The organism is Pantoea sp. SGAir0175, from assembly GCF_043547855.1.
Genome location: NZ_CP028082.1, coordinates 489,905 through 511,680, shown reverse-complemented (window position 1 = coordinate 511,680; position 21,776 = coordinate 489,905). Strand labels below are relative to the sequence as shown.

The window sequence follows — 21,776 nt, the reverse complement described above, 5'->3', positions numbered from 1 at the left end:
CACCAAATGGTGACTACTATCAATTCTGCACCGCGTTGATTATAGTCTGCCGCCTTCATTCAGCCCACATCAGAATTTGAGGAAGGCATCATGAAAATTAACGCACTGGTGGCACAGGATGCAGCGCAACCGCTCGCTGCCGGCCAGATTACTTTGCGTCCGCTGCAGCAGCAGGACGTAAAAATTGAAATTCTTTACTGCGGCGTATGCCATTCCGATTTGCACATGGCACGCAATGAGTGGGCGGTCAGTCGTTATCCGCTGGTGCCGGGCCACGAGATCGTTGGACGCGTGCTGGAGACCGGAACTCAGGTTACGCGCTTCAAAGCCGGTGATGTGGTCGGTGTGGGCGTGATGGTGGATTCCTGCCGTGCCTGCCACTTCTGCCAGCAGCAGGAAGAGCAGTACTGCGAAGCGGGCTTCACCGCCACTTACAACGGCATCGATAAATACACCGGCGACAGCACCTGGGGCGGCTACGCGCAGAATGTGGTGGTCGATCAGAATTTTGTCGTGTCGATCCCGCAAAATCTGGCGCTGGCGGGCGTGGCACCGCTGCTGTGTGCGGGCGTGACGGTGTGGTCACCGCTGCGCCATTTTGGCGTCAAAGCCGGCGATAGCGTCGGGGTAGTGGGGCTGGGTGGTTTGGGCCACATGGCGGTAAAACTGGCCAGCGCGCTGGGCGCTGAGGTTACCCTGTTTACTACCTCGCCGGAAAAAGGCGCTGACGCACGTCGTCTTGGTGCGACGCGCGTGGTGGTGTCGCGTGATGCCGCGCAGATGGCGGCATGCCAGACCTCGCTTGATTTCATCATTGACTGCGTGGCGGCACCGCACGATCTCGATCCTTACCTCGCGACGCTGAAGACCAATGGCCGTCTGGTGCTGGTCGGCATTCCTGACCAACCGCATCAGTCGCCGAACGTCACGCCGCTGGTGTTTCGCCGTCTGAGCATCAGCGGTTCATCCATCGGTAGCATCAAAGAGACTCAGGAGATGCTGGATTTCTGCGGCGAGCATAACATCACGGCAGATATTGAGCTGATCGCCGGTGAAGAGATCGAAACGGCCTTCACGTGTATGCTAAAGGGCGAGGTGAAGTACCGTTTCGTCATTGATATGCTGGCAACTCGCTGGTAATTGCCCACCATGGCTGGCGATTTCAGGCTGAAATCGCCGGCTTTGCTATGAATAGGCTACTCTGGCAGGACCGCTTTTATGACACAGCACATTTTCGCCCCGCAACAGTAAATAATTCCCGGTACGGTCCGATAACTCCTTCTGCAGACTCAACAAAAACAACAATGACAGGAGCGAGACATGGGACTGGTCTCCCGATTACGGAATGTGCGCATTACGCGCAAGCTGGCGGCGGGCTTCGGCACCGTCCTGCTGCTGGTGGCGCTGGCCACAGCGCTCAGCGTGCAACGATTCAATCAGATTCACGACATCTATCAGAAAACCAATCTGATTTATGACATCAACATTGAAGTCTTTCAGGCCAAAATCAATCGTCTTAAATACCTGTACGGCGAGGACAAAGCGGGCGGCACCATGACGGATTACGTCACGCACGCTCAGCAACTGACGCAGCAGGCCCAGCAGCTGCCGTGGACGGCGGACGCCAGAGGGTTGCTCGACGATGTCGCCAGCCATCTTGCCCGTTTCCAGCACAGCATCACCGCCATGACACAGGCAACCCAACAGCTCAACGAGCTGCGCAGCCAGCTGGACGCGCTGAGCCAGCAGGACATGACGTCGCGCTATACCGGGCTAATCCGGACCCCCGTCAGCACACCCGAAGTCACCAACCAGATTTATCAGCTGCTGTTTGCCATCAGTAATGTGCGCGAAGAGGCCTGGGCGCTGCGCTTCAACGTCAGCGAGGCACTGCGCAATAAACTGGAACATGATTTTCAGCGCGCCGGGCAGGACATGAACACACTACTGACTCAGCTGCCAGCGGAGCAGCAGGGCGGATTTAACGCGCTATGGCAGGATACCGAACGTTTCAAAGATCTGAGCCTGCAGGCGGCAGCGGTTTACGGCCAGCTGCGCGGCGCGGAAAACACCGTCAAAGTGGCGGGCGATAACAGCAGCGCGGCGATCAAACAGATCATCGCCCTGGTTAAGGCGCGTAACGATGAACTGGCTAACGGGTCAGCGGCGCTCTCGCTGCTGATTGGCAGCCTGGCAATAGTGCTGGGCGTGCTGGTGGCCGGGACCATTATCCGGCAGATTACGCGCCCGGTGTTCCACAACCTCGCGCTGGCGGAACGCATTGCCAGCGGCGACCTCAGCTCGCAGTTTGTCACTAATCGCCAGGATGAGCTCGGCCAGCTCACCTCTGCCATGGGACGCATGAATGCGCGGCTGCGCGGCATGATTGGCGAGGTGCTGCACAGCGTCAGCAATGTGTCGCAGGCTGCCAGCACCATACACCAGGGTAACCTGGAGTTGTCGTCGCGCACCGCCCAGCAATCGGCTGCGGTGGTGGAAACCGCCGCCAGCATGGAGCAGCTCACCGCCACGGTGAAAAATAATGCCAGCAATGCACGTCTCGCCAGCCAGATCGCGGCGGAAGCGACGCATAACGCCAGTCAGGGCGGTATCGCGGTGCACAACGTCGTCAGCACCATGGGCGAGATTTCTGATAGTTCAAAGAAAATTGCCGAGATTACTGCGGTGATCAACAGCATCGCCTTCCAGACCAACATCCTGGCGCTCAACGCGGCGGTTGAAGCCGCCCGCGCCGGCGAGCAGGGCCGAGGCTTTGCCGTGGTCGCCAGCGAAGTGCGTAATCTGGCCCAGCGCAGTGCCGGAGCCGCGAAAGATATTGAACGACTGATTGGCGAATCGGTGGGACGAATCAGCAACGGCCATCAGCAGGTGGCGCGCGCGGGTGAAACGATGGAGCAGATTGTCAGTAGCATCGCACGCGTAAATGAAATCATGGCGGAGATCTCGGCTGCTTCTGATGAGCAGAGCCGCGGCATTGAGCAAATCGCGCGCGCGGTAGGTGAGCTGGACGGTACTACCCAGCAAAATGCGTCGCTGGTCAGCGCGTCATCCCATTCCGCACAGGCGCTGGAAGAGCAGGCATTCATGCTGCAGCGGCTGGTCAGCCAGTTCCGTTTGCAAGGCGCTGTAAGCTAAAAACACGCACAGCGGCAGCGAACTTCACCCGCTGGCCGCTGCTGCTATTGGCGGCAAAGCGCTGTTATTTGCGTGTGCGCCAATGTGCAAGGCGAAAATTCTTAAAAAAAGTCGCCGCAGGGCGACTTTTTCCCGATACACTGCCATTTTTGTCGACCTGAATTTTCCCGTGAATGAATTACTACTCGCCTGATGAAAACCATTTGAAGCGCCGGTCAAAACGCTTCGTTCGTCGTATGTTCATCATGCGTCAGCTCGGCACGATCCTCTGTTTCTTTCCGATTCTCTCAGTGCTACTGGAAATGCAGCGCGGACTGGCATTCAGCGCGCTGCTGTTTGTGAACGCTTTTTTCTGGCCATGGCTGGCGTATCAGCGTGCGCTTCGTGCTGAAGACTCAACCGGTACCGAACGCCAGAATCTGACGCTGGATGCCGCCTTTGGCGGAATCTGGGTGGCGCTGATGGCGTTAAGCCCGATGCCCTCTTTTGTCATCATGGCGGTGCTGGCATCGGATCGCTATGCCGCTGGCGGCGGCGCGCAGCTGATTGCCGCCATACAGGCATTTTTGTGCGGGTTTATTATGGTGTGGCTGCTGGATGGCACCAGCGTAAATCTGGCGTTCAGCACGCAAACCGTCTGGCTGACGCTGCCGCTGGCTACCTGTTACATGCTGGTACTCAGCGTGGCTTCGTACAATCTCACCTGGCATTTACGCACCCGCAACCGTGAACTGGAGCGCATCGCGCTGATGGATCCCGGCCTGAAAATCCCTAACCGCCGCCTGTTTGAGCGGCGGCTGGAGAGTGAGTTTCTCAGCACGCGGCGCGGCGATAGCAGCGGCTATCTGCTGTTGCTGGATGTCGATCACTTCAAAGTGGTCAATGATAGCTGGGGCCATGAGGCGGGCGATTTTCTGCTGGCCGAGATTTCGGCGCTGCTGCGCAACTATGTCGGGCTGCAGGACATTCCGGCGCGCTTTGGCGGCGATGAGCTGGGCGTTATCGTGCATCAGGCCAGCGATGAATCGGTGGTGGAGCTGGCCGAAAGGCTAAAAGAGAAGATTGCCCAGCTGCGCTTACCGGCCTCGGCAGAGTTTCGCTGCTCGGTCAGTATCGGTATTGCGCCTGCGGTCAGCGCCGAATCGTTAAGCGACTGGCTGCGCCATGCGGATGAAGCGCTGTATGAAGTGAAGCGCGCCGGGCGCAACGGCGTGCGGCTGTGGCAAACGCCGCTGGCCCGCGCATCATAATCAGAAAAATTCAGGATCGCAGTTTACTGGAAAATTCAGCGAGTTGGCGATGAAGCAGGCTTCGTGTGCCTGATGATGCAATGCCCGCGCGCGATCGGCATCCGCTGGGTCGCGCAGTTTGATGCGCGGCTTCAGCGTGATATCGGTAAAGCGGCCACGCGCCCCCTCGACCATGTTCCCTTCGGCAGCATCTTCATACTCCTCCACCACAATGCCGGCATCGGCGCACAGGTGTAAATACCACAGCTTATGGCAGGCCGCCGCAGACGCCAGCAGCAATTCCTCAGGATTCCAGCGCGTTTTATCCCCACGAAATGCCGGATCGGCACTCAGCAAAATGGGCGTTTTACCGGGTGCCTGTAATTCGCTGTCACGATCGTAAGCGGTATAAGAAGCTGTGCCATCGCCGCGATTGCCGCTCCAGCGAAGGTGAATCTGGTAATGGTGCTGCCGTGCTGCCATGGGAAATGTCCTGTTCAGTGAGATCACCTTAGCGGTTGTTATTCACAACGTTCGCTACGTTTTGGTGCAAATTAATCAGGTGCGCGTCGATGCGCATCTGAAACACCTTACAGTAAAACATCTACGTAATCAGCGTATCTCATTGACATACATAAAGTGTTCAGTGCTGAAACGGTGATGCGCAAGAATCACCGGCGTGGCGCTTTGATCAAATGAGACCTCATCGATCACCATCACCGCGTGCGGCAGAGCAAGTTCCAGCAGGTTGGCATCTTCTTCCGTGGCGAGCGTGGCGCTGATCTGCTCGCGTACCGCCGCAACACGCACATCGTACTGCTCAAACAGGTAACGATACAGCAACTGCGGTAGCTGTTCCGCCGGTGGAAAGTCGGGCAGACGCGCGGCGGGCAGCACCAGCGTTTCATGCATGGCCGCAATGCCCTTCACCCGGCGCAGGCGTTTCAGGCGAATCACTGCGTCACCTGGTGCGATCTGCAGCTTATCGGCCTCGTCGGCGCTGGCGCGGCTGTGCTGATACTCCAGCAGTCGCGTTTCCGACTGCAGCAAACCGCCCGATTTGTCATGCAGTCGAAAGTAATGAAAGAAATGGCTGAGGTTATGCAGCGGCGCCCAGCCGGTCACCACCGTGCCGGTTTTGCGCCGGCGCATCAGCATCCCTTCCGTCGTGAGCGCCGCCAGCGCTTTGCGCACCGTACCGACCGAGACACCGAACTTCGCCGCCAGACTGTTTTCACTGGGCAAAATGGTGCCCGCCGGCAGTTCGCCCTGCAGGATGGATTCACTGATATGGCGCTTCACTACTTCGTACAGCGGAGCGCCTTCGCCTTCGTTCAGGCGACTGAATTGAGGAACGTCGTGCGCGTCATAGTTTTTTTGCATGTTTCCGATTACCGATTGACCCCAGCTGTTCATTTGCATTATCTATAAACTATATAGAAATACAATAAGTGAACAGTTTATGCAGGAAAATTCATCACTACAGCGCGCTCTGACCTATATCGCCGACGATCAGGCGCAGATTCTTGACGATCTGCAACGCATGCTGGCGGTGGATACCTGCTTCCCGCCCGGACTGGGTTACGCAGCATTCGCCGACCTGCTGAGCACGATGCTGCAGCCGATGCATTTTGATTTGCAGCGCGTTTCGGTGCCCGACGCGCTGTGGCAGACGCCGGACGGCAGCGCGCAGGGCGAGCGGGTGAATCTGCTGGCCGCGCTGGATGCCGGCGCGGCTGAAAACTGCAATCTCTACTTTCACACCGATACGGTTCCGGCCGGCGATGGCTGGCGCTTTCCGCCGCTGGCGCTCAGCGTGGCGGAAAACAAGCTGTTTGGACGCGGCGCCGCGGATATGAAAGGCACCATCGTGGCCGCGCTGGCTGCGGTGCGGGCCGCGCAGCGCTATCAGCTCAGCCTGCGCTATAACCCGGTGTTTTTACTCTGTACCGATGAAGAGGGCGGCCTTTATCCCGGTATTCGTTATCTGGCGGAGCAGCAGTTATTCCACGGTCACCTGCTCAGCTTTAACGGCGGCGCGGTGCCGCGCATCTGGGCCGGCTGCTTTGGCAGTATCGATATCAAAATTATCGTCAGCGGCCGCTCGGCGCACTCCGGCGATCCGCTGCAGGGTATTAACGCCATTGAGGCTGCGCTTCCGCTGATGAATGCGCTGTATCAGCTGAAAGGCGAGGTGGAACAGCGGGTTTCGGCTATGCCCGCGCCGCCGCACTATCAGGGCCAACCGCTTACCGCTTTACTGACGCTGGCCGCCGCGCACGGCGGCAGTAAAGGCTCCACCATTCCGGAACGCTTCGAGCTGCTGGTTAATCGCCGTTATGCGCCGGAAGAGCCGTTTGCCGACGTGTGGCAGGAGCTGACGCAGTGCGTGGATAAGGCGATGCAGGGCAGCGCCGCCAGCGACGTCACGCTGCAGCTGATTGGCCATCTGGCGCCAGTCGCCGATCCCACCGGTCCGCACTGGCCGCGCTGGCAGGCGGCGCTCAGCCAGGGCTTCGGCTTCCCGCCAGCAGAATTCAAAGCCTGGGGATCCGCCACCAGCTCGGATATGGGCTGGGTACAGCAGGCCGGCATTCAGGAAATTCTGCTGGGCGGACTTGCCCGTCCCGATAACCGCATTCATGCCGCCGATGAATACACCACGATGGCAGATGTTATTGCACTTTCGCAGTCGATTCTGGCGTATCTCGCCAATGATTTTCAGCCAACCCAGGGTAATTAATAAACCAACGAGGAACAGAAGATGTGCGCCATGAAAGGGTTAAACCGCAGACAGTTTATCGCCAGTTCAACCGCCCTGACCGGAGCGGCGCTGCTGTCCTGGTCATTCAGTGCCTCGGCTGCCGCCGTTGCCAGCGCGACCCCCGGCGGCACGCCGCGTAAAGGTGGCGTATTGCGCATCAGCGTTGACCAGGCGGTCAGCGTGCTCAATCCCCATCAGGTGCGGGTTAATCCGGAATATCTGGTGGCAGAGCTGTTGTATAGCGGCTTAACCCGCCTGACGCAGGCGATGAAAGCGGAAGGCGATCTGGCGCAGTCCTGGCAGCCGAACGACGACTTAACCCAGTGGACCTTCACGCTGCGGCCCGATCTGCGCTTCAGCGACGGTTCGCCGCTCACCGCAGCGGACGTGGTCGCCAGCCTGCAGGCACTGCTGGACCCGAAAAACGCCTCACCGGCGCTGCACAACATCGGCCCGATTAAAACGGTAAGCGCCAAAGACAATAACACCATCCTGATTGAGACCGAGGCGCCTTATGCCGATCTGCCGGTGATGCTGGCCTATCCGGATGCCAAAATTATCCCGGCGCATATCGCGCAGGGGCAGTACGACAAGCTGAGCAGCGCCTCGCTGGGGGCCGGGCCGTTCCAGCTGGTGTCTTACGATCCGGAACGCAAAATCGTGGTGAAACGCAACCCGCACTATTACGACGCCACGCGGCCGTATCTGGATGGTGTGGAAGTGGTGGTGTATCCCGACGCTATCGCTGAAAGCTCCGCGCTGATCGCCGGCGATACCGATCTGATGCTGAGTGCGCAGTCGAGCGAGTTTGCGCGCTTAGCCAAATCGGCGGGCGTGCTGCCGCTGCGCGTGGCATCCGGTCAGTTTCTTAACGTCAACATGGGCTGCGATCAAAAGCCGTTTAATGATGTGCGCGTCCGCCAGGCGCTGGCGCTGTGCGTGGATCGTCAGGCATCGGTAGATTTTGTCGCAGACGGTCTGGGATCGCCGGGTAACGACACGCCAATCAACGCCGCTTATCCGTATTACGCGCAGCTGACGCAAAAAGCGCTGGACTACAGCAAAGCCAAAGCGCTGCTGGCGGAGGCCGGTTATCCGAATGGGCTGGATTTAACGCTTATCGCCTCAGACAAGCCGTCAACCCGCACCCAGCTAGGGATTGCCCTGCGGGAGATGGCGAAACCGGGCGGTTTCCGTATTAATGTGCAGACCATGGCGCACAGCACCTATCTCGATCAGGTGTGGAAGAAGGGCAATTTCTACGTCGGCTTTTACAACATGCAGCCGACGCCGGATGCGGTGTTTTCTCTGCTCTATACCTCAACAGCGGCGTGGAACGAAACGCGCTGGAACAATGCGGCTTTCGACGGTGCGGTGATGGCGGCGCGCGAAACCAATGACGAAACGCTGCGCACCCAGCTGTACGGCAAAGCCCAGCAGCTGATGCACGACGAGGTGCCCTCGTTAATCCCGACCTTCTTTGATTTGCTGGCTGCCAGTCGTGAGCACGTGGCGGGCTATCATCTGCATCCGCGCGGTGCGGTGTTCCGCCTCGATCATGTCTGGCTGACCGCTAACGCGCCAAAGCGCAGCCTGTAAGGAGCGACCGTGACAGCAAGTTACCTGCTTAAACGCCTGCTGCTGATGATTTACACGCTGCTGGTGGTGTCGCTGCTGGTGTTCGGCATCACTCAACTGCTGCCCGCCGATGCCGCGGTCACGCTGCTGGGACAAAACGCCACGCCGGAAGCGCTGGCGGCGGTGCGGGCGCGGCTTGGGCTGGATGCGCCCGCCTGGCTGCAATACTGGCACTGGCTGACGCAGGCGTTGCAGGGCAACTTTGGCGTGTCGATGCGCAATGGCCTGGCGGTCGGGCCAACGCTGCTGACCGCGCTGTCGCGCTCGCTGCTGCTGGCGCTGTGCGCCCTGTTACTGATGCTGGTGATCGCCATTCCGCTCGGCATCTGGGCGGCCGTGCGGCGCGGTAAGACCGCCGATGTGCTGGTCAGCGTGATCTCGTATATGGGCATCTCGTTTCCGGAATTCGTCACCGCCACGCTGGTGCTGCTGCTGTTTGCCGATGTCTGGCAGATTCTGCCCGCCACCGGCTACGTGCCGCTCAGCGAAAATTTTATCAGCGGTATTCAGCACCTGATTCTGCCGTCGATCACCGTTGCGCTGATTCTGGTGGCACACGTTTCGCGCATGGTGCGCTCGGAAATGGTTGACGTGCTGCACACCGACTACGTTCGCGCCGCGTGGCTGAAAGGCCTGTCGCGCCGGCGCATCCTGTGGCGCCATGCGCTGCGCAATGGCCTGTTGCCCACCATCACCATTGTGGCGCTCGACGTCGGCTATCTGCTGGGCGGGATTGTGGTGGTGGAGGAGATTTTTGCCATTCCCGGTATTGGCCGGGAGCTGATTGTCGCGGTACAGGCGCGCGATCTGCCCACTATTCAGGCCGGCGTGATGATCCTCGCGGCAACCTATGCCGTGGTGAATTTCCTTGCGGATTTGGCCTACGTCATGCTCGATAAGCGGATTTCCTATGCCTGAAATACTGAAACGATTACTGCGCTCGCCGCAGGGTGCGGCGGGTGTGCTGATTCTGCTGCTGGCGCTGCTGATGGTAGCGGGCGGCGCGCACGTGGCACCGTTTGATCCGGAGTCGATTTCGATTCTGACGCGTTATCGCCCGCCCAGCGCGGAACACTGGTTCGGCACCGATCAGCTGGGGCGCGACATTTTCAGCCGGGTGCTGGTCGGCGCGCGGTCCACCATTTTGCTGTCGCTGCTGGCGACCGCGCTCGCGATGGTTATTGGCTCAGTACTGGGCACCGCCAGCGCCTACCTTGGCGGCAAAGTGGATGAATTCCTGATGCGCACCATGGATGCGGTGATGGCGATTCCCAGCCTGCTGTTTGCGCTGCTGATTGTCAGCACCCTGGGGCAGAGCAGCATGAACGCCGTGCTGGCTATCACTATCGCCTTCGTGCCGGGTATGGTGCGCATTGCGCGCAGCGTGGCGCTGGCGGCGCGTCAGCAGGACTACATCAGCGCCGCCATCGCGCGCGGCGAAGCGGGTTACTACATCATTCTGCGCGAAATGCTGCCGAACATTCTCGCGCCGATCATCGTGGAAGCCACCATTCGCGTGGCATTCGCCATCATGCTGTTTGCCACGCTGAGCTTTCTCGGCCTCGGCGCGCAGCCGCCCGAGCCGGAGTGGGGGCTGATGGTGTCCGAAGCGCGCAGTTATTTCTTTAAAGCACCGTGGATGATGATGATCCCCGGTCTGGCTATCGCGCTGGTGGCGATTGGCTTCAACCTGCTGGGCGATGGCCTGCGTGATGTGTTAAATCCAGGGAGCCACAAATGAAGAGTCCGCACAACCCGGTGCTGTCGGTGGACAATTACAGCCTCGATTATGCGTTAGCGCGCGGCCATTCACTGCCGGTACTGCGCGATATCACCCTGCAGGTGATGCCGGGCGAAGTGTTGGGGCTGGTAGGAGAGTCCGGCTCCGGCAAGACCACCCTCGGCTGGGCGATCATGCGCTGGCTGGCCAGTAACGCACGCGAGCAGGCGGGTGATATCCGGCTGAACGGCGAAAGCCTGCTGCAGCTGCCAGCGCACCAACTGATGGCGCTGCGCGGTAAAAAGCTTGGCATGATTTTTCAGGATCCCAGCGCGTCGCTGAACCCGACACTGACGCTGGGTGAACAGGTCACCGAAGTGCTGCGCCGTCATCGTGGGCTGTCAGCGCGCGAAGCGCAGCAGCTGGGGGAATCGCTGCTGCGCGATGTCGAGCTGAAGCACCCGGCACGCATGATGCAGCGCTATCCGCATCAGGTTTCCGGTGGTGAGAAGCAGCGCATCCTGATCGCTACCGCCTTCGCCTGCCAGCCGGACTGCCTGATTTTTGATGAGCCGACCACGGCGCTGGACGTCATCAGCTCAGCGCAAATCCTCGACCTTTACGAGCGACTGCGCGCCGAGACCGGCGTCGCGTCGCTGTATATCTCACACGATCTGGCGCTGGTGGCGAAAGTGGCCGACCGCGTGTGCGTGCTGGAGCAGGGCCGCATCGTCGAGCAGGCCGCGACGCGCACGCTGTTCAGCGCGCCCGCGCATCCGTATACGCGCAAACTGATTGCCGCGGTGCCGGATCCGCAGCATCGGCTGGTCGCGGATGCGGCCGGCCGTCAGCCGCTGCTCAGCCTGCAGGCGATGACGATTGATTATGGCCAGCACGGCGTGCTCGATCGGCTGTTGAAACGCGAAGCGAACACGACGCGGGCCGCCAATGCGGTTTCGCTGACGGTGCATCAGGGCGAAATTCTCGGCGTGGTCGGCGAGTCCGGTTCGGGTAAATCTTCACTCGGCAAGGCGATAACCGGCCTGGTGCCGTTCAGTGGCAGCATCGACTTCTGCGGCGCGACGTTATATGGCCGCGCGCAGATGGACCCGGCGTATCGCCGCCGCGTGCAGATGATTTTTCAGCATCCGGATGCGTCACTCAATCCGCGCATGACCGTCGGCGAAATTATCGCCCGTCCGCTGCGGCTGTATGGACTGCCACCGGGAGAAAGCGAGGCGCAGGCGGTGGCGCGTCTGCTGCAGGAAGTGCGGCTGCCTGCGGAATTTGCCAGCCGCTATCCGCACGCGCTGTCGGGCGGGCAAAAACAGCGCGTGGCGATTGCACGCGCCTTCGCTAACCCGCCGGACCTGGTGATTTGCGATGAAATCACGGCGGCGCTGGATGTGTCGGTGCAGGCCACCATTATCGAGCTGCTGCTGGAGCTGCGCCGTCGCTACGGCACGGCATATCTGTTCATCACCCACGATCTCAATCTCATCCGCCAGATCGCGCATCGCGTGGCGGTGATGTATCGCGGCGATGTGGTGGAAGTGCTGCCCGGCGAGAACATGCGGGCGCAGGCACAGCATCCTTACACCCGTGCACTGCTTGATGCCGTGCACATCCCTGATCTGACCCAATCCGTGGCATAACGAGAAGCGCATGAACCCTGAACAGTTAATTCATCACATCGATCGTGAATACTGCCTCGCTTTCCTGGCAAAAATGGTGCAGCACAAAAGTTACAGTGCCACCGAGGGCGAACGCGAATTAGCCCGCTATATGGCAGAACAGATGGCGCAGCTGGGGCTGGAAACCGAGCTGCAGCCGGTGGCTGGCGATCGGCTGAACGCCATTGGGCGGCTGGCCGGTAGCGGGGGCGGCCACAGCCTGCTGTTCAACGGCCATCTTGATACTAACCCGGTCACCGAAGGCTGGACCGTCGATCCCTGGGCGGGAAAAATCGACGAGCAGTTTATTTACGGCATCGGCGTTTCTAACATGAAAGCGGGCGATGCCGCCTATTTCTGCGCGCTGAAGACGTTGATTGATGCCGGCGTGAAGCTCAGGGGCGACGTGATCCTCACTTACGTGGTCGGCGAGTTACAGGGCGGCATCGGTACGCTGGCGGCGATTGAGCAGGGCATACGCGCCGACTATTTCATCAATGCCGAACCCACGGATCTACAGGCACTGACCATGCATGCCGGCTCGCTGATGTTCACCATTGAACTGACCGGCGATACGCGCCATCTGTCAAAGCGTGAGGAGGCGGTCGACGCGATTGCGGCGGCGGTTGAACTGATTCCACAGATCAATAACATCACCTTCAGCGGAGCGAAAAGCGCAGAACACCGCAAAATTAACCGTGGTCATATTGGCACCGTACACGGTGCGCTGGGGCGTGATTTGCAGGAGTGGCGGCCGCCGCAGGTCGCGGATTTTGTCCGCCTGAAAGGCTCCGCCCGCTTTGCGCCGGGGCAAACGGTAGACGGCGTGCTGGCCGATCTGCAGGCCCTGCTGGATGCACTGTGCCAGCGCTATCCGGGCCTGCAGGCGCAGCTGTTCGATGACGGCCTGCGCGATAAACCCACCATGCTGCCGTTTGAGGTGTCGCCGGAATCGCCAATCGTTAAAGCGGTCAATCGCGGCTGGCAGACCGTGCGCGGCACGCCGCAGCCCACCGGGGTGATCACGCCGCCCGCCTTCTACGGTACCGATGCGGCGCACCTGTATCAGCATGCGGGTATGGAGGGCATCGTGTGCGGGCCCGGCGGCAAGTACAACACCATGCCGGACGAGCGCGTTGAGATCAGTGAATTTCTCGATATGGTGCGTATCTATTTGCTGGCGATCCTCGACATCTGCCAGCCGGTTGAACCGGCGTCATGATCGCCGACGCGCTCTCACGGCTGCGCAGCGCCATGCGCGCCGCCGACATTGAGGTGATGCTGATCGATCATGGCGAACTGCTGGCATGGTTAACCGGTTATACCGTGTCGGAAACGCGTTATCGTGCCTGTCTGGTGCCGTTGCAGGACGAACCGTGGATGGTGCTGCGCCAGCTGGATGCCGCGCCGTGCCGCGCGCAGTCACCGCAGCTGGCGATTGACGCGTACCGTGATGAAGACGATCCGTGGCTGGCAGTGGCGCAAAGCCTGACGCGGCGCGGCTATCAGCGGGCGCGGCTGGGCGCGGATTATGCATCCTACGGCATGACGGTGCATAGCTGGCAGCAGCTGGCGCGCCATCTGCCCGGGGTGCGCTGGTGTGATGTCAGCGGCATCAGCGACCGGTTGCGCAGCGTTAAATTTCAGGCTGAAATCGCCAGCTTACACCAGGCCGCCAGCATTGCCGATGCCACGCTGGCCCAGCTGAGTGCGCAGGTGCAGGGCGGCTGGCGTGTGCGTGATGTCGCCGCGCTGGCGGCGGCACAATTTCTGCGGCTCGGTGCTGACAGCGGTGAAACCGGACCGATTGTCATCGCCAGCGGCGATAGCGGCTTTTTGCATGCCAGCGGCCATGAGCAGCGTCTGCAAGCGGGCGATGTGCTGCACGTTGAGCTGATCCCAAAAGTGCGGCACTACAGCGCGCGCCTGATGCGTCCACTGATTGTCGGTGGAATCTCTGCGGCGCGCGCGGCGCTGGCACAACAGCTGATCGCCATTCAGGATCGCCAGCTACGGGCGATGAAGCCGGGCGTTGCGGCCTGTACGGTGGATGCCGTCGCGCGTGAGGCGGTGCTCAGCGCCGGGCTGCGTGAGGATTACAGCAACATCACCGGTTATGCGCTGGGTCTGTATACGCGCACTCCGCGTCCGAGCGATTTCAGCTGCTGTTTTCATCCTCAGGCGCCGTGGTTACTGGAGGAAAACATGGTGTTTCACATGTATATTTCAGCGCAGGGCCTCGCCTTCAGTGAAACCGTGCGCGTCACGGCACAGGGCGCAGAGCGACTCACCACGCTGCCGCGCCAGCCCTTTACGCTGCCGGCTAACAATTAACAGGATGATGTACAGTGCAGGACGTTGAATTAATCGATTTGGCTGCCACCTTGCCGGGCCTGATGTTTGATCTGAAGTACGCCACCGCCGATAACATCGCCGGGTATGCTATTTATCGCGACGCGCAGGCGTTGCTGCATCCGGATGCCGCCGCCGCGCTGCGCCGCAGCAGCGACATCGCCCTGCTGGCGGGATTTCGCCTGCTGGTGCTGGACGCGTATCGTCCGCAGCAGGCGCAGTGGCACTTGTGGGATGCCTGTCCGGACGCGGATTATGTGGTGCCACCGGCGCGGGGCTCGAATCACAGCCGTGGCGTGGCGATCGATGTGACGCTGGTGGATGAGGCGGGCAATATTCTGGAGATGGGGACCGGGTTTGACGACATGTCTGCTGAGTCGCACCCGTTCCATCCCAACGTGCCGCAGCAGGCGCAGCGCCATCGCCTGTTGCTGAACGCCATCATGCTCGGCGGCGGTTTTGTCGGGATGCCCACCGAATGGTGGCACTTTGAACTGCCGGATGCGCAAAACTATCCGCTGCTCAGCGATCGCTTTGCCTGCGTCAGCCGGGCTGATCGCGCTCCTGTGAGTGATATTGCGCGTTAATAATCGCGTTGCTGAAGCGGGGGGTTCTGCGCCTTCCCGCCTTGACACGCCCTCCGTTCCGACCCCAGAATGCAGCTTGTTCCAAGGGGTGCCCTGTTAGAGGGCTGAGATTCTACCCGCGCGGCTGTCACGGCCGGCAACGTAGTGACCCTCTGAACCTGATCCGGCTAATACCGGCGTAGGGATGTGGAACCGGGGTCACTGCACGCCCTCATTCCCTCTTTGCGCCTTTCTGCGAATCCTGCGCATTTCTCAGGCCCTGGCTGGCCGTTATGCCGCAGTCCAAAGAGGGCACCTTCATGACCGAAACGTCAATCATTGCCGCGCTGCTGGCGTTTATGCAGCGCGAAGAAACCACGGAAGCGGATTTCAACCAGCTGGCGCTGCAGCTGTTCGCGTGGCAATTCGAACACAATCTCCCTTACGCCCGTTTCGCCCGCCAGCGCGGCCGCACGCCGCTGACGGTCAAACAGTGGCGGCAGATTCCGGCGGTGCCGATCACCGCGTTTAAAGATCTGACGCTGAGCTGCCGTCCGGTGGCGGAGATTCCCCACATCTTTATGACCAGCGGCACCACGGGTACCGGCCGGGGGCGCAGCTATCACCCGACGCTGGCGGTTTATGATCGCTCGATGCTGATCAACTTCCGCCAGCGTTTTATGGCCGGACATTCGCGCCTGCCGATGGCAATTCTGTTTCCGCCCAGCAGCGCGCTGCCCAACTCTTCGCTGGCCCACTATCTGACGCTGGCGATGCACGAATGCGGCACGCCAGACAGCGAAGTGATGGTCGATGCGCAGGGCCTGAAAATCGCGCGTCTGATCGCCGCGCTGGAGCAGGCGCAGGCCAGCGGCCAGCCTTATGCCCTGCTGGGCGCCAGCTACAGTTTTGTCCATCTGCTGGACGAACTGGCACGTCAGCAGCGACGTTTCGTGCTGCCGCCGGGCAGCCGCATCCTCGACACCGGGGGTTTTAAGGGCCAGTCGCGTGAAGTGGCGGCGGAAGCGTTTTATAGCGCGCTGCAGCAGACGCTCGGCGTGCCGCGTTCACACTGCATCAATATGTACGGCATGACTGAACTCAGCACCCAGTTTTACGATGCCGGCAATGAAATCTGCCCGCCGGTGAAATCCGGACCGCACTGGATCCGCACGCGCGTGGTCAATCCGCTGACCGGTGCGGACGTGCCGGAAGGGGAGACAGGCGTACTGGTGCATCACGATCTCGCCCATTTCAATTCTGTTTCCGCCATTCTGACCGAAGATGCCGGCGTGATGGTGCCCGGCGGGTTTCAGCTGCTGGGCCGCGTCGCGGGCGCCGATGCCAAAGGCTGCTCGCTGGCGATGGAATCGTTTCTCGCTGCCGCGCAGGCGCGGGCATGAAAGTGTATGCCGGCCATCTGCCGGGCATCCGCCACAGCGAGGTGACGTGGCACAGCCTGCACTTTGGCCAGCAGGGCAGCGCGCTGGAAGTGTGCGTGCCGGTGCTGTCCGAGGCGCAGATTGCCACGCTGGCGGCCAGCGTTCGCGATAACGCGCGCCGCTACCTGCACACCCTGAGCGTAGTGCGCATCACCGCGTTGATTGATGAAGCCATCTCGCGCCTGCTTGACCGTTCGCACCCGTTGCGCCAGCAGGCGGAGCGGTTGCTGCCGCTGGTTACCGGCTATGACGCCGGGATGCTGCGGCTCGGTTTAACCGGCTATCTCAAAACCTTCCGTGAACCGCAGCTGCGGCGTTTTCTGGCGGAAGATTTCGGCAACGTGCAGATGCTGGACGATTTTCAGCCGCGGCCAAAAGGCGGCTTGGCCCGCGCGTTTGGTCCACAGCTGTTGCTGCAGGTCTGGGCCGGCAATGTGCCGGGTTTGCCGCTGTGGAGCCTGATTGCCGGCCTGCTGGTGAAGGCGGGAAGCGTGGGCAAAGTGGCGAGCGCAGAGCCGCTGATGGCGGGCTGGTTCGCCCAGCTGCTGGCGGAGATCGATCCGCAGCTGGGCGACTGTCTGGCCGTCTTATGGTGGCAGGGCGGTGATGAACGCACTGAGCAGCAGTGGTTCCGCGAGGCAGACGTGGTGATGGCTTATGGCGGAGAAGCCGCGCTGACGGCGATGCAGCGGCGTCTGCCGCCAGCCACGCGCTTTCTGCCGCACGGCCACAAAATCAGTTTTGGCATGGTGGCGCGGTCGGCGCTGGACGTGCGGCGCGGTCCGGCGCTGGCGCGTCAGGTGGCTTACGATGTGATGCGCTATGACCAGGCCGGCTGTTACTCGCCGCAGGCGCTGTTTATTGAGCGCGGCGGCCGGGTGTCGCCGCAGGAGTTTGCTGCTTACCTCGCCCATGAACTTGCCGCGCTGGCACAGCGCTATCCGCGCGCGACGCTGACGCTGGGTGAAAGTCAGGCTATGGCCGCGTGGCGTAACGCGGAGGAAATGCATGCGCTGAGCGGTGACCGCACGCTGTACGGCGATGAACACGATGCCTGGGCGGTGGTGTACGTCGACAAGCCGGAGCCGTTACAACCGGGCGCGCTCGGACGTACGCTGAAGGTGATTGCCGTGGATATGCTGGAGGAGACGGTAAGCTGGGTAGCCGCGCAGCGCGCGTATCTGCAAAGCGTTGGCCTCGCGGCCGCGCCCGAGACGCTGTTTCGGCTGGCGGCGCAACTCGGGGCGGCGGGCGTCACGCGCATCACGGCGCTGGGTAACATGACTTCACCGGAGGCGGGCTGGCATCACGATGGCCGCTTTAGCCTGCTGGATCTGGTCACCCTGTGCGAAATCGAACAGGCGGCGGAAACCGCCGCTGAACACTATGCGCCCTATCTTGACTGAGCGGGCGTGGAGAAACGCAATGAAATTCAGCAATCACACCGTGCTGGTGACCGGCGCCAGTCGCGGTATTGGCGCCGCCATTGCCCAGGGCTTTGCCGCCGAAGGCGCGTTTGTCGTGGTCAACTATTTACGTAATCACGACGCCGCTGCGCAGGTGGTGGCGGCCTGTGAAGCACAGGGCGGGGGTGCACTGGCGATTGCCGCCGATGTGACCTGTGCCGCACAGGTAGCTGATATGATGCAGCAGATCGAGGCCGCCACCGGCCGACTGGATGTGGTAGTGAACAATGCCTTCGCACCTTATCGCTTCGATCCGGACCAGCGCCAGCGCTTCTGGGAAACGTCCTGGTCCGCTTACCAGACGCAGTTTGATGGCGCAGTGAACGCCTGCTACAACGTGTGTCAGGCGGCCTTGCCGCTGATGCGCCGCCGCGCGCGCGGCAGTATCATCAATCTTGTGAGTGATTTGATCGCCCGGCCAGCGGTGGCTTATCACGACTATATCACCGCAAAAGCCGCGCTGACGGGCTTTAGCCGGACGCTGGCGGCCGAACTGGGGGCGCTGGGCATTCGGGTGAACTGTGTGGCGCCGGGACTGGTGTATCCCACCGATGCCAGTCAGCATACGCCAGAAGCGGTCCGCCACGCGCTGACGGCGCAAACGCCGCTCGGACGACTGGCGCGCGCCGCGGATGTCGCCGGGCCAGTGCTGTTTCTGGCATCAGCATGGAGCGAATTTGTCACCGGCCAGACGCTGTATGTCGATGGCGGTTTGGTGATGCAGGACCATTAAGCCAGGCCGCCAGTCGCCGCACTGGCGACCTGCCACCGCCCTCCCGGTACCTCTATCCGTTATTCCGCCATGCCCACCGTCATGCAGCTATCTGCGCACTGCAGGCAAATTTCCGCACAGGTCTGACAGTGTGGATGCTGGTGCTTCTGGCACTCCCAACCAGCCAGCTGACAGGCCATCGACGTGATGGTACAGAGCTGCTCGCTCAGTTCACTCTGGGCAGCCAGCAGTTGGGCGGTTAAGCGACACAGCGCCGCGCACTGCTGATTCAGGCTAATGCAGACGCTCATCTCACTGGCGTCAGCGTCCAGCAGACAAGCCGCCGCACAGTGGTCGCAGGCGGTCGCGCAGCGATAGCACAGCGCGATACAGTCATTGAGTTCAGCGTTCATGCGTTTCCCTTAGCGTCAGGTTAATAGCGACGCAATAGTGAGCGTGAATGGAGAATTTAGCTAAAAGCGGGGTGATATCAAGCGGATAGCGGGTAATTAATCCATGTAAGGTGCATTGCGTATGCAATAATTCCTTAAATATTGCGGAGTTAGCCAATTGTAAGCTTGTGTATATATATCAGCCCGGGTAATTAACGCAGATTAAATAAAAGTGTACAACTCTGCGTGGCTTGTACAAATATAGGGTGCCTGAAGCTGATAGTTAGATAATCAATGATTTAATTTTGGGATAAATAAACTGAAAAGCGGTCGCTGATAAGCGAAGCGGTAAATAACGCAGGATCGCTGAAGATTTGATCGATTAATTGTTTTCGGATGGGAAAATTACTCTCCTGACAAGGTTAGACGTGCGTTTAAGCGAAGCGTAAACGCGATGTCAGGAGAGCACAGTGCAAAAAGTTATCGAGGTTAAATCAATACAAAGATGGGGAGTAGTTATTTACGACGACTGATCTTTCCTCCCTTCCTGCCGGCTTCAATGGCGCGCTGTGGGTCATTTTTGAAGTTACCACCACTGACCTGACCGCCTTTGCGGCCTGCTTCAGCCGCGCGCTCCTTATCGGCGGCGAAGTTGCCTGAACCCCCACGACGTTGCGTCACTTTTTCTTCCTCTTCAGGTTTCTTCTTTGGATCCTTCATTTTTTCCTCTCTGTTCATACCCGCATGAAGCAAAAATAAATGTAGCGATGTTTTTACCATAATCAAGCCAGGAATAATCTTAACTTTTAATTTACAGCACGTTGGTTGTTTAACGATGAGTCAATTTCAGCTGATTTATTCCGGCAAATCATTTGGGGGGGAATTGTTAACATTTTACTTTCATAAAGGGAAGCGTTCTTTTAGCGGCGCTAATGTGAATTGATGACGTTGTGACAATTAACCGCTGTCGCATTTCTTAAAAACCTTTCTTGCACAGCCCGGCTTGCTTGCTACGTTTAATTAAGTTGTTCACCTGGACTTAATTAGCGCTTCGCTTATTTTTCAGATAACCAGCCTGAAAGCGATGAGGTCAAAGCGTGCTGCCCGATCAGGGATCCTTCTCTGACGCCGTTGAGGTAGATCGCCCGTGTCATTCACTTTGGAGCAAACCATGACGAAGGAATCTGTATATCTGGACTGGCTGCGCGATGCGCATGCTATGGAGAAACATGCGGAGAGCCTGCTGAAGGCGGCTGCATCACGTCTGACGGATCATCCCGCGTTGCAGGCGCGTATTGAGCAGTATCTTGAGCAGAGCCGTGACCAGCAGCAGCAGGTGAAAACGCTGCTGCGCCAGTATGACAGCAGCTGGTCGGTGCTGAAGGAGTCGTTAGGCCGGATGTCGGCGGTCGGTCAGGCCGCCAGCGATATGCTGCAGGATGAAGAGGGCATCCGTGTGGCCGTCAGCAGCTACGTGTTCTGTAACTATAAAATCGCCACCTACTCGACGTTGCTGGTGGCCGCAGAGCAGGCGGAAGAGGGGGAGGATGTCAGGATTGTGCGGCGCATTCTGCAGCAGGAAAGCCAGATGGCCAGCTGGCTGCTGCAACTGCTGCCACAGGCGGTAGAGGAAGCCATTGTGCTACGTACGGAACCTGAGCTTTCCGGCACGGATTAAGTCATTCTGCGGCGCGCCCTAGAGATCAATCACCAGTTCCGCCGATTTGCTGCGCGAGCAGCATAAGGCGATGTACTGCTCCGGGGCGCTTTTTTCGCTGTCAGACTGCACGGTATCGCGGTGATCGATCTCTCCGGCGGTGACCCGCGTCAGGCAGGCGCCGCACATGCCCATCTCGCAGGAGAGCGGAACGTCGACGCCATGCTCCAGCAGCACCGTGGCAATGGTTTTGTCAGGCGGAATGGTACATTGCTGCCCACTGCGTGCCAGCGTCACGGTAAAGCCCTCTTCCGCGCCAGCCGTGCGGGCGGCAGGTTTGAACGCTTCAGCGTGAATATTGGCGCTGTCCCAGCCGCGCGCCAGCGCCTGCTGCTGCATGTGCGTCATAAACCCTTCCGGCCCGCACAGGTACAGATGCGTGTCGGCGGCAGCATCAAGCAGTTCCGCCGGTGGATAATCACGTGCGCTGCGACCTTCGCTGCTATACCAGATTTCACAAAATCCATGCTGAAAACGCTGCGCCAGTTCGGCGGCAAAAGCTTCATCACCGCGCTGGCGCACGAAGTAATGCAGCACAAAAGGCACGGCGGCGGCCTCCAGCGCCAGCGCCATGGCGTACAGCGGCGTAATGCCAATTCCGGCCGCCAGCAAAATGACTTTAGCGGCCGGTTGCAGAGGAAACAGGTTGCGCGGTGGCGAAATCGCAATCGTCTGGCCGGGGCGCAGCGTGTCGTGCACGTAGCGCGATCCCCCGCGTGATTGCCCGTCGCGGGCAATACAGATTTGGTAGCCGCGCGCGTTATCGCAGCGTCCGGTTAGTGAGTACTGACGTATCAGGCCATCACGCAGGTGGACATCAATGTGCGCACCCGGTTGCCAGTCCGGCAGCGGCTGGCCATTTTCCGCCACCAGCGTCACGCTGAGATTGTGACGTCCCTGACGATACAGGCCATCCACCACCACATTCAGCAGATCACTCATCGTTGCC

The 21,776-nt window shown here is 60.0% G+C and carries 20 protein-coding genes and 1 riboswitch; of the genes, 15 read left to right on the top strand and 5 right to left on the bottom strand.

The genetic code is table 11. From position 1 onward, the window contains the following. Nucleotides 1-90: 90 nt before the first annotated feature. The 3 genes from C1N56_RS21620 (at nt 91) to C1N56_RS21610 (ending at nt 4,406) form a co-directional block, all read left to right on the top strand. Nucleotides 91-1,140 carry an NAD(P)-dependent alcohol dehydrogenase gene (locus C1N56_RS21620; RefSeq protein ID WP_394517545.1) on the top strand — a complete coding sequence of 350 codons (1,050 nt, stop codon included), beginning with the start codon at nt 91-93 and terminating at the stop codon, nt 1,138-1,140. A gap of 180 nt (nt 1,141-1,320) precedes the next feature. Next, nucleotides 1,321-3,156, top strand: a complete 1,836-nt coding sequence (locus tag C1N56_RS21615) for a methyl-accepting chemotaxis protein (RefSeq protein WP_394517544.1) — start codon at nt 1,321-1,323, stop codon at nt 3,154-3,156. 173 nt (nt 3,157-3,329) lie between these two features. Beyond that, complete coding sequence (locus C1N56_RS21610; protein WP_058770474.1) at nt 3,330-4,406, top strand: diguanylate cyclase; 1,077 nt, start codon at nt 3,330-3,332, stop codon at nt 4,404-4,406. On the opposite strand, the gene C1N56_RS21605 is transcribed toward C1N56_RS21610, so the two are convergent. Both C1N56_RS21605 and C1N56_RS21600 read right to left on the bottom strand, forming a co-directional pair. After that, nucleotides 4,407-4,868, bottom strand: coding sequence for an OsmC family protein (locus C1N56_RS21605; RefSeq protein ID WP_241798090.1), 462 nt, complete (start codon nt 4,866-4,868; stop codon nt 4,407-4,409). Nucleotides 4,869-4,997: 129 nt separating this feature from the next. Further along, nucleotides 4,998-5,768, bottom strand: a complete 771-nt coding sequence (locus tag C1N56_RS21600; RefSeq protein ID WP_241798089.1) for a GntR family transcriptional regulator — start codon at nt 5,766-5,768, stop codon at nt 4,998-5,000. A gap of 79 nt (nt 5,769-5,847) precedes the next feature. Between C1N56_RS21600 and C1N56_RS21595 the strand changes: the two genes are divergently transcribed. From C1N56_RS21595 to C1N56_RS21545, 11 genes are all read left to right on the top strand, one after another. Continuing rightward, the gene (locus C1N56_RS21595; protein WP_394517543.1) at nt 5,848-7,128 is read left to right on the top strand and encodes a M20 family metallopeptidase; all 1,281 of its coding nucleotides are present in this window, start codon (nt 5,848-5,850) and stop codon (nt 7,126-7,128) included. 21 nt (nt 7,129-7,149) lie between these two features. Further along, nucleotides 7,150-8,748, top strand: coding sequence for an ABC transporter substrate-binding protein (locus C1N56_RS21590; RefSeq protein WP_394517542.1), 1,599 nt, complete (start codon nt 7,150-7,152; stop codon nt 8,746-8,748). 9 nt (nt 8,749-8,757) lie between these two features. After that, entirely contained in the window at nt 8,758-9,705 is a 948-nt protein-coding gene (locus tag C1N56_RS21585) for an ABC transporter permease (protein WP_021508731.1), read from the top strand. Beyond that, nucleotides 9,698-10,528 (top strand): ABC transporter permease, encoded by an 831-nt coding sequence (locus tag C1N56_RS21580; RefSeq protein WP_021508730.1) that lies wholly within the window; start codon nt 9,698-9,700, stop codon nt 10,526-10,528. The genes C1N56_RS21585 and C1N56_RS21580 overlap by 8 nt, the downstream gene beginning before the upstream one ends. Continuing rightward, nucleotides 10,525-12,162 (top strand): dipeptide ABC transporter ATP-binding protein, encoded by a 1,638-nt coding sequence (locus C1N56_RS21575; RefSeq protein ID WP_088517510.1) that lies wholly within the window; start codon nt 10,525-10,527, stop codon nt 12,160-12,162. The genes C1N56_RS21580 and C1N56_RS21575 overlap by 4 nt, the downstream gene beginning before the upstream one ends. Nucleotides 12,163-12,172: 10 nt before the next feature. Further along, complete coding sequence (locus tag C1N56_RS21570) at nt 12,173-13,402, top strand: M20 family metallopeptidase (protein WP_315655322.1); 1,230 nt, start codon at nt 12,173-12,175, stop codon at nt 13,400-13,402. Beyond that, on the top strand, nt 13,399-14,514 hold the full coding sequence (locus C1N56_RS21565; protein WP_394517541.1) for a M24 family metallopeptidase: 1,116 nt from the start codon (nt 13,399-13,401) through the stop codon (nt 14,512-14,514). Before C1N56_RS21570 ends, C1N56_RS21565 begins: the two co-directional genes overlap by 4 nt. Before the next feature lie 14 nt (nt 14,515-14,528). Continuing rightward, complete coding sequence (gene ddpX, locus C1N56_RS21560; protein ID WP_211725348.1) at nt 14,529-15,119, top strand: D-alanyl-D-alanine dipeptidase; 591 nt, start codon at nt 14,529-14,531, stop codon at nt 15,117-15,119. 74 nt (nt 15,120-15,193) lie between these two features. Beyond that, nucleotides 15,194-15,323: riboswitch (TPP riboswitch) on the top strand. A 95-nt stretch (nt 15,324-15,418) separates the two neighbouring features. Beyond that, nucleotides 15,419-16,501, top strand: coding sequence for a LuxE/PaaK family acyltransferase (locus tag C1N56_RS21555; protein WP_394517540.1), 1,083 nt, complete (start codon nt 15,419-15,421; stop codon nt 16,499-16,501). Beyond that, entirely contained in the window at nt 16,498-17,946 is a 1,449-nt protein-coding gene (locus C1N56_RS21550; protein WP_394517539.1) for an acyl-CoA reductase, read from the top strand. The genes C1N56_RS21555 and C1N56_RS21550 overlap by 4 nt, the downstream gene beginning before the upstream one ends. Nucleotides 17,947-17,965: 19 nt before the next feature. Continuing rightward, nucleotides 17,966-18,739, top strand: coding sequence for an SDR family oxidoreductase (locus C1N56_RS21545; protein ID WP_394517538.1), 774 nt, complete (start codon nt 17,966-17,968; stop codon nt 18,737-18,739). A gap of 59 nt (nt 18,740-18,798) precedes the next feature. On the opposite strand, the gene C1N56_RS21540 is transcribed toward C1N56_RS21545, so the two are convergent. Both C1N56_RS21540 and C1N56_RS21535 read right to left on the bottom strand, forming a co-directional pair. Beyond that, entirely contained in the window at nt 18,799-19,131 is a 333-nt protein-coding gene (locus C1N56_RS21540; RefSeq protein ID WP_394517537.1) for a four-helix bundle copper-binding protein, read from the bottom strand. Between the two features lie 495 nt (nt 19,132-19,626). Beyond that, entirely contained in the window at nt 19,627-19,791 is a 165-nt protein-coding gene (locus tag C1N56_RS21535; protein WP_010615780.1) for a con-10 family general stress protein, read from the bottom strand. A gap of 490 nt (nt 19,792-20,281) precedes the next feature. Here C1N56_RS21535 and C1N56_RS21530 point away from each other — a divergent pair, with 490 nt between their 5' ends. Beyond that, on the top strand, nt 20,282-20,788 hold the full coding sequence (locus tag C1N56_RS21530; RefSeq protein WP_394517536.1) for a DUF892 family protein: 507 nt from the start codon (nt 20,282-20,284) through the stop codon (nt 20,786-20,788). Nucleotides 20,789-20,806: 18 nt separating this feature from the next. Here C1N56_RS21530 and C1N56_RS21525 read toward each other — a convergent pair whose 3' ends face one another. Then, nucleotides 20,807-21,769 (bottom strand): PDR/VanB family oxidoreductase, encoded by a 963-nt coding sequence (locus tag C1N56_RS21525; RefSeq protein WP_394517535.1) that lies wholly within the window; start codon nt 21,767-21,769, stop codon nt 20,807-20,809. Between the last annotated feature and the right edge of the window lie 7 nt (nt 21,770-21,776).

Excerpts from the sequence above, each read along its gene's own strand:
- C1N56_RS21545 (WP_394517538.1), top strand. The coding sequence starts at position 17,966 with ATGAAATTCAGCAATCACACCGTGCTGGTGACCGGCGCCAGTCGCGGT.
- C1N56_RS21575 (WP_088517510.1), top strand. The coding sequence starts at position 10,525 with ATGAAGAGTCCGCACAACCCGGTGCTGTCGGTGGACAATTACAGCCTC.
- C1N56_RS21605 (WP_241798090.1), bottom strand. The coding sequence starts at position 4,868 with ATGGCAGCACGGCAGCACCATTACCAGATTCACCTTCGCTGGAGCGGC.
- C1N56_RS21565 (WP_394517541.1), top strand. The coding sequence starts at position 13,399 with ATGATCGCCGACGCGCTCTCACGGCTGCGCAGCGCCATGCGCGCCGCC.
- C1N56_RS21600 (WP_241798089.1), bottom strand. The coding sequence starts at position 5,768 with ATGCAAAAAAACTATGACGCGCACGACGTTCCTCAATTCAGTCGCCTG.
- C1N56_RS21590 (WP_394517542.1), top strand. The coding sequence starts at position 7,150 with ATGTGCGCCATGAAAGGGTTAAACCGCAGACAGTTTATCGCCAGTTCA.
- C1N56_RS21615 (WP_394517544.1), top strand. The coding sequence starts at position 1,321 with ATGGGACTGGTCTCCCGATTACGGAATGTGCGCATTACGCGCAAGCTG.
- C1N56_RS21555 (WP_394517540.1), top strand. The coding sequence starts at position 15,419 with ATGACCGAAACGTCAATCATTGCCGCGCTGCTGGCGTTTATGCAGCGC.
- C1N56_RS21620 (WP_394517545.1), top strand. The coding sequence starts at position 91 with ATGAAAATTAACGCACTGGTGGCACAGGATGCAGCGCAACCGCTCGCT.
- C1N56_RS21550 (WP_394517539.1), top strand. The coding sequence starts at position 16,498 with ATGAAAGTGTATGCCGGCCATCTGCCGGGCATCCGCCACAGCGAGGTG.
- C1N56_RS21595 (WP_394517543.1), top strand. The coding sequence starts at position 5,848 with ATGCAGGAAAATTCATCACTACAGCGCGCTCTGACCTATATCGCCGAC.
- C1N56_RS21530 (WP_394517536.1), top strand. The coding sequence starts at position 20,282 with ATGACGAAGGAATCTGTATATCTGGACTGGCTGCGCGATGCGCATGCT.
- C1N56_RS21525 (WP_394517535.1), bottom strand. The coding sequence starts at position 21,769 with ATGAGTGATCTGCTGAATGTGGTGGTGGATGGCCTGTATCGTCAGGGA.
- C1N56_RS21540 (WP_394517537.1), bottom strand. The coding sequence starts at position 19,131 with ATGAACGCTGAACTCAATGACTGTATCGCGCTGTGCTATCGCTGCGCG.
- C1N56_RS21610 (WP_058770474.1), top strand. The coding sequence starts at position 3,330 with ATGAATTACTACTCGCCTGATGAAAACCATTTGAAGCGCCGGTCAAAA.
- C1N56_RS21570 (WP_315655322.1), top strand. The coding sequence starts at position 12,173 with ATGAACCCTGAACAGTTAATTCATCACATCGATCGTGAATACTGCCTC.
- C1N56_RS21580 (WP_021508730.1), top strand. The coding sequence starts at position 9,698 with ATGCCTGAAATACTGAAACGATTACTGCGCTCGCCGCAGGGTGCGGCG.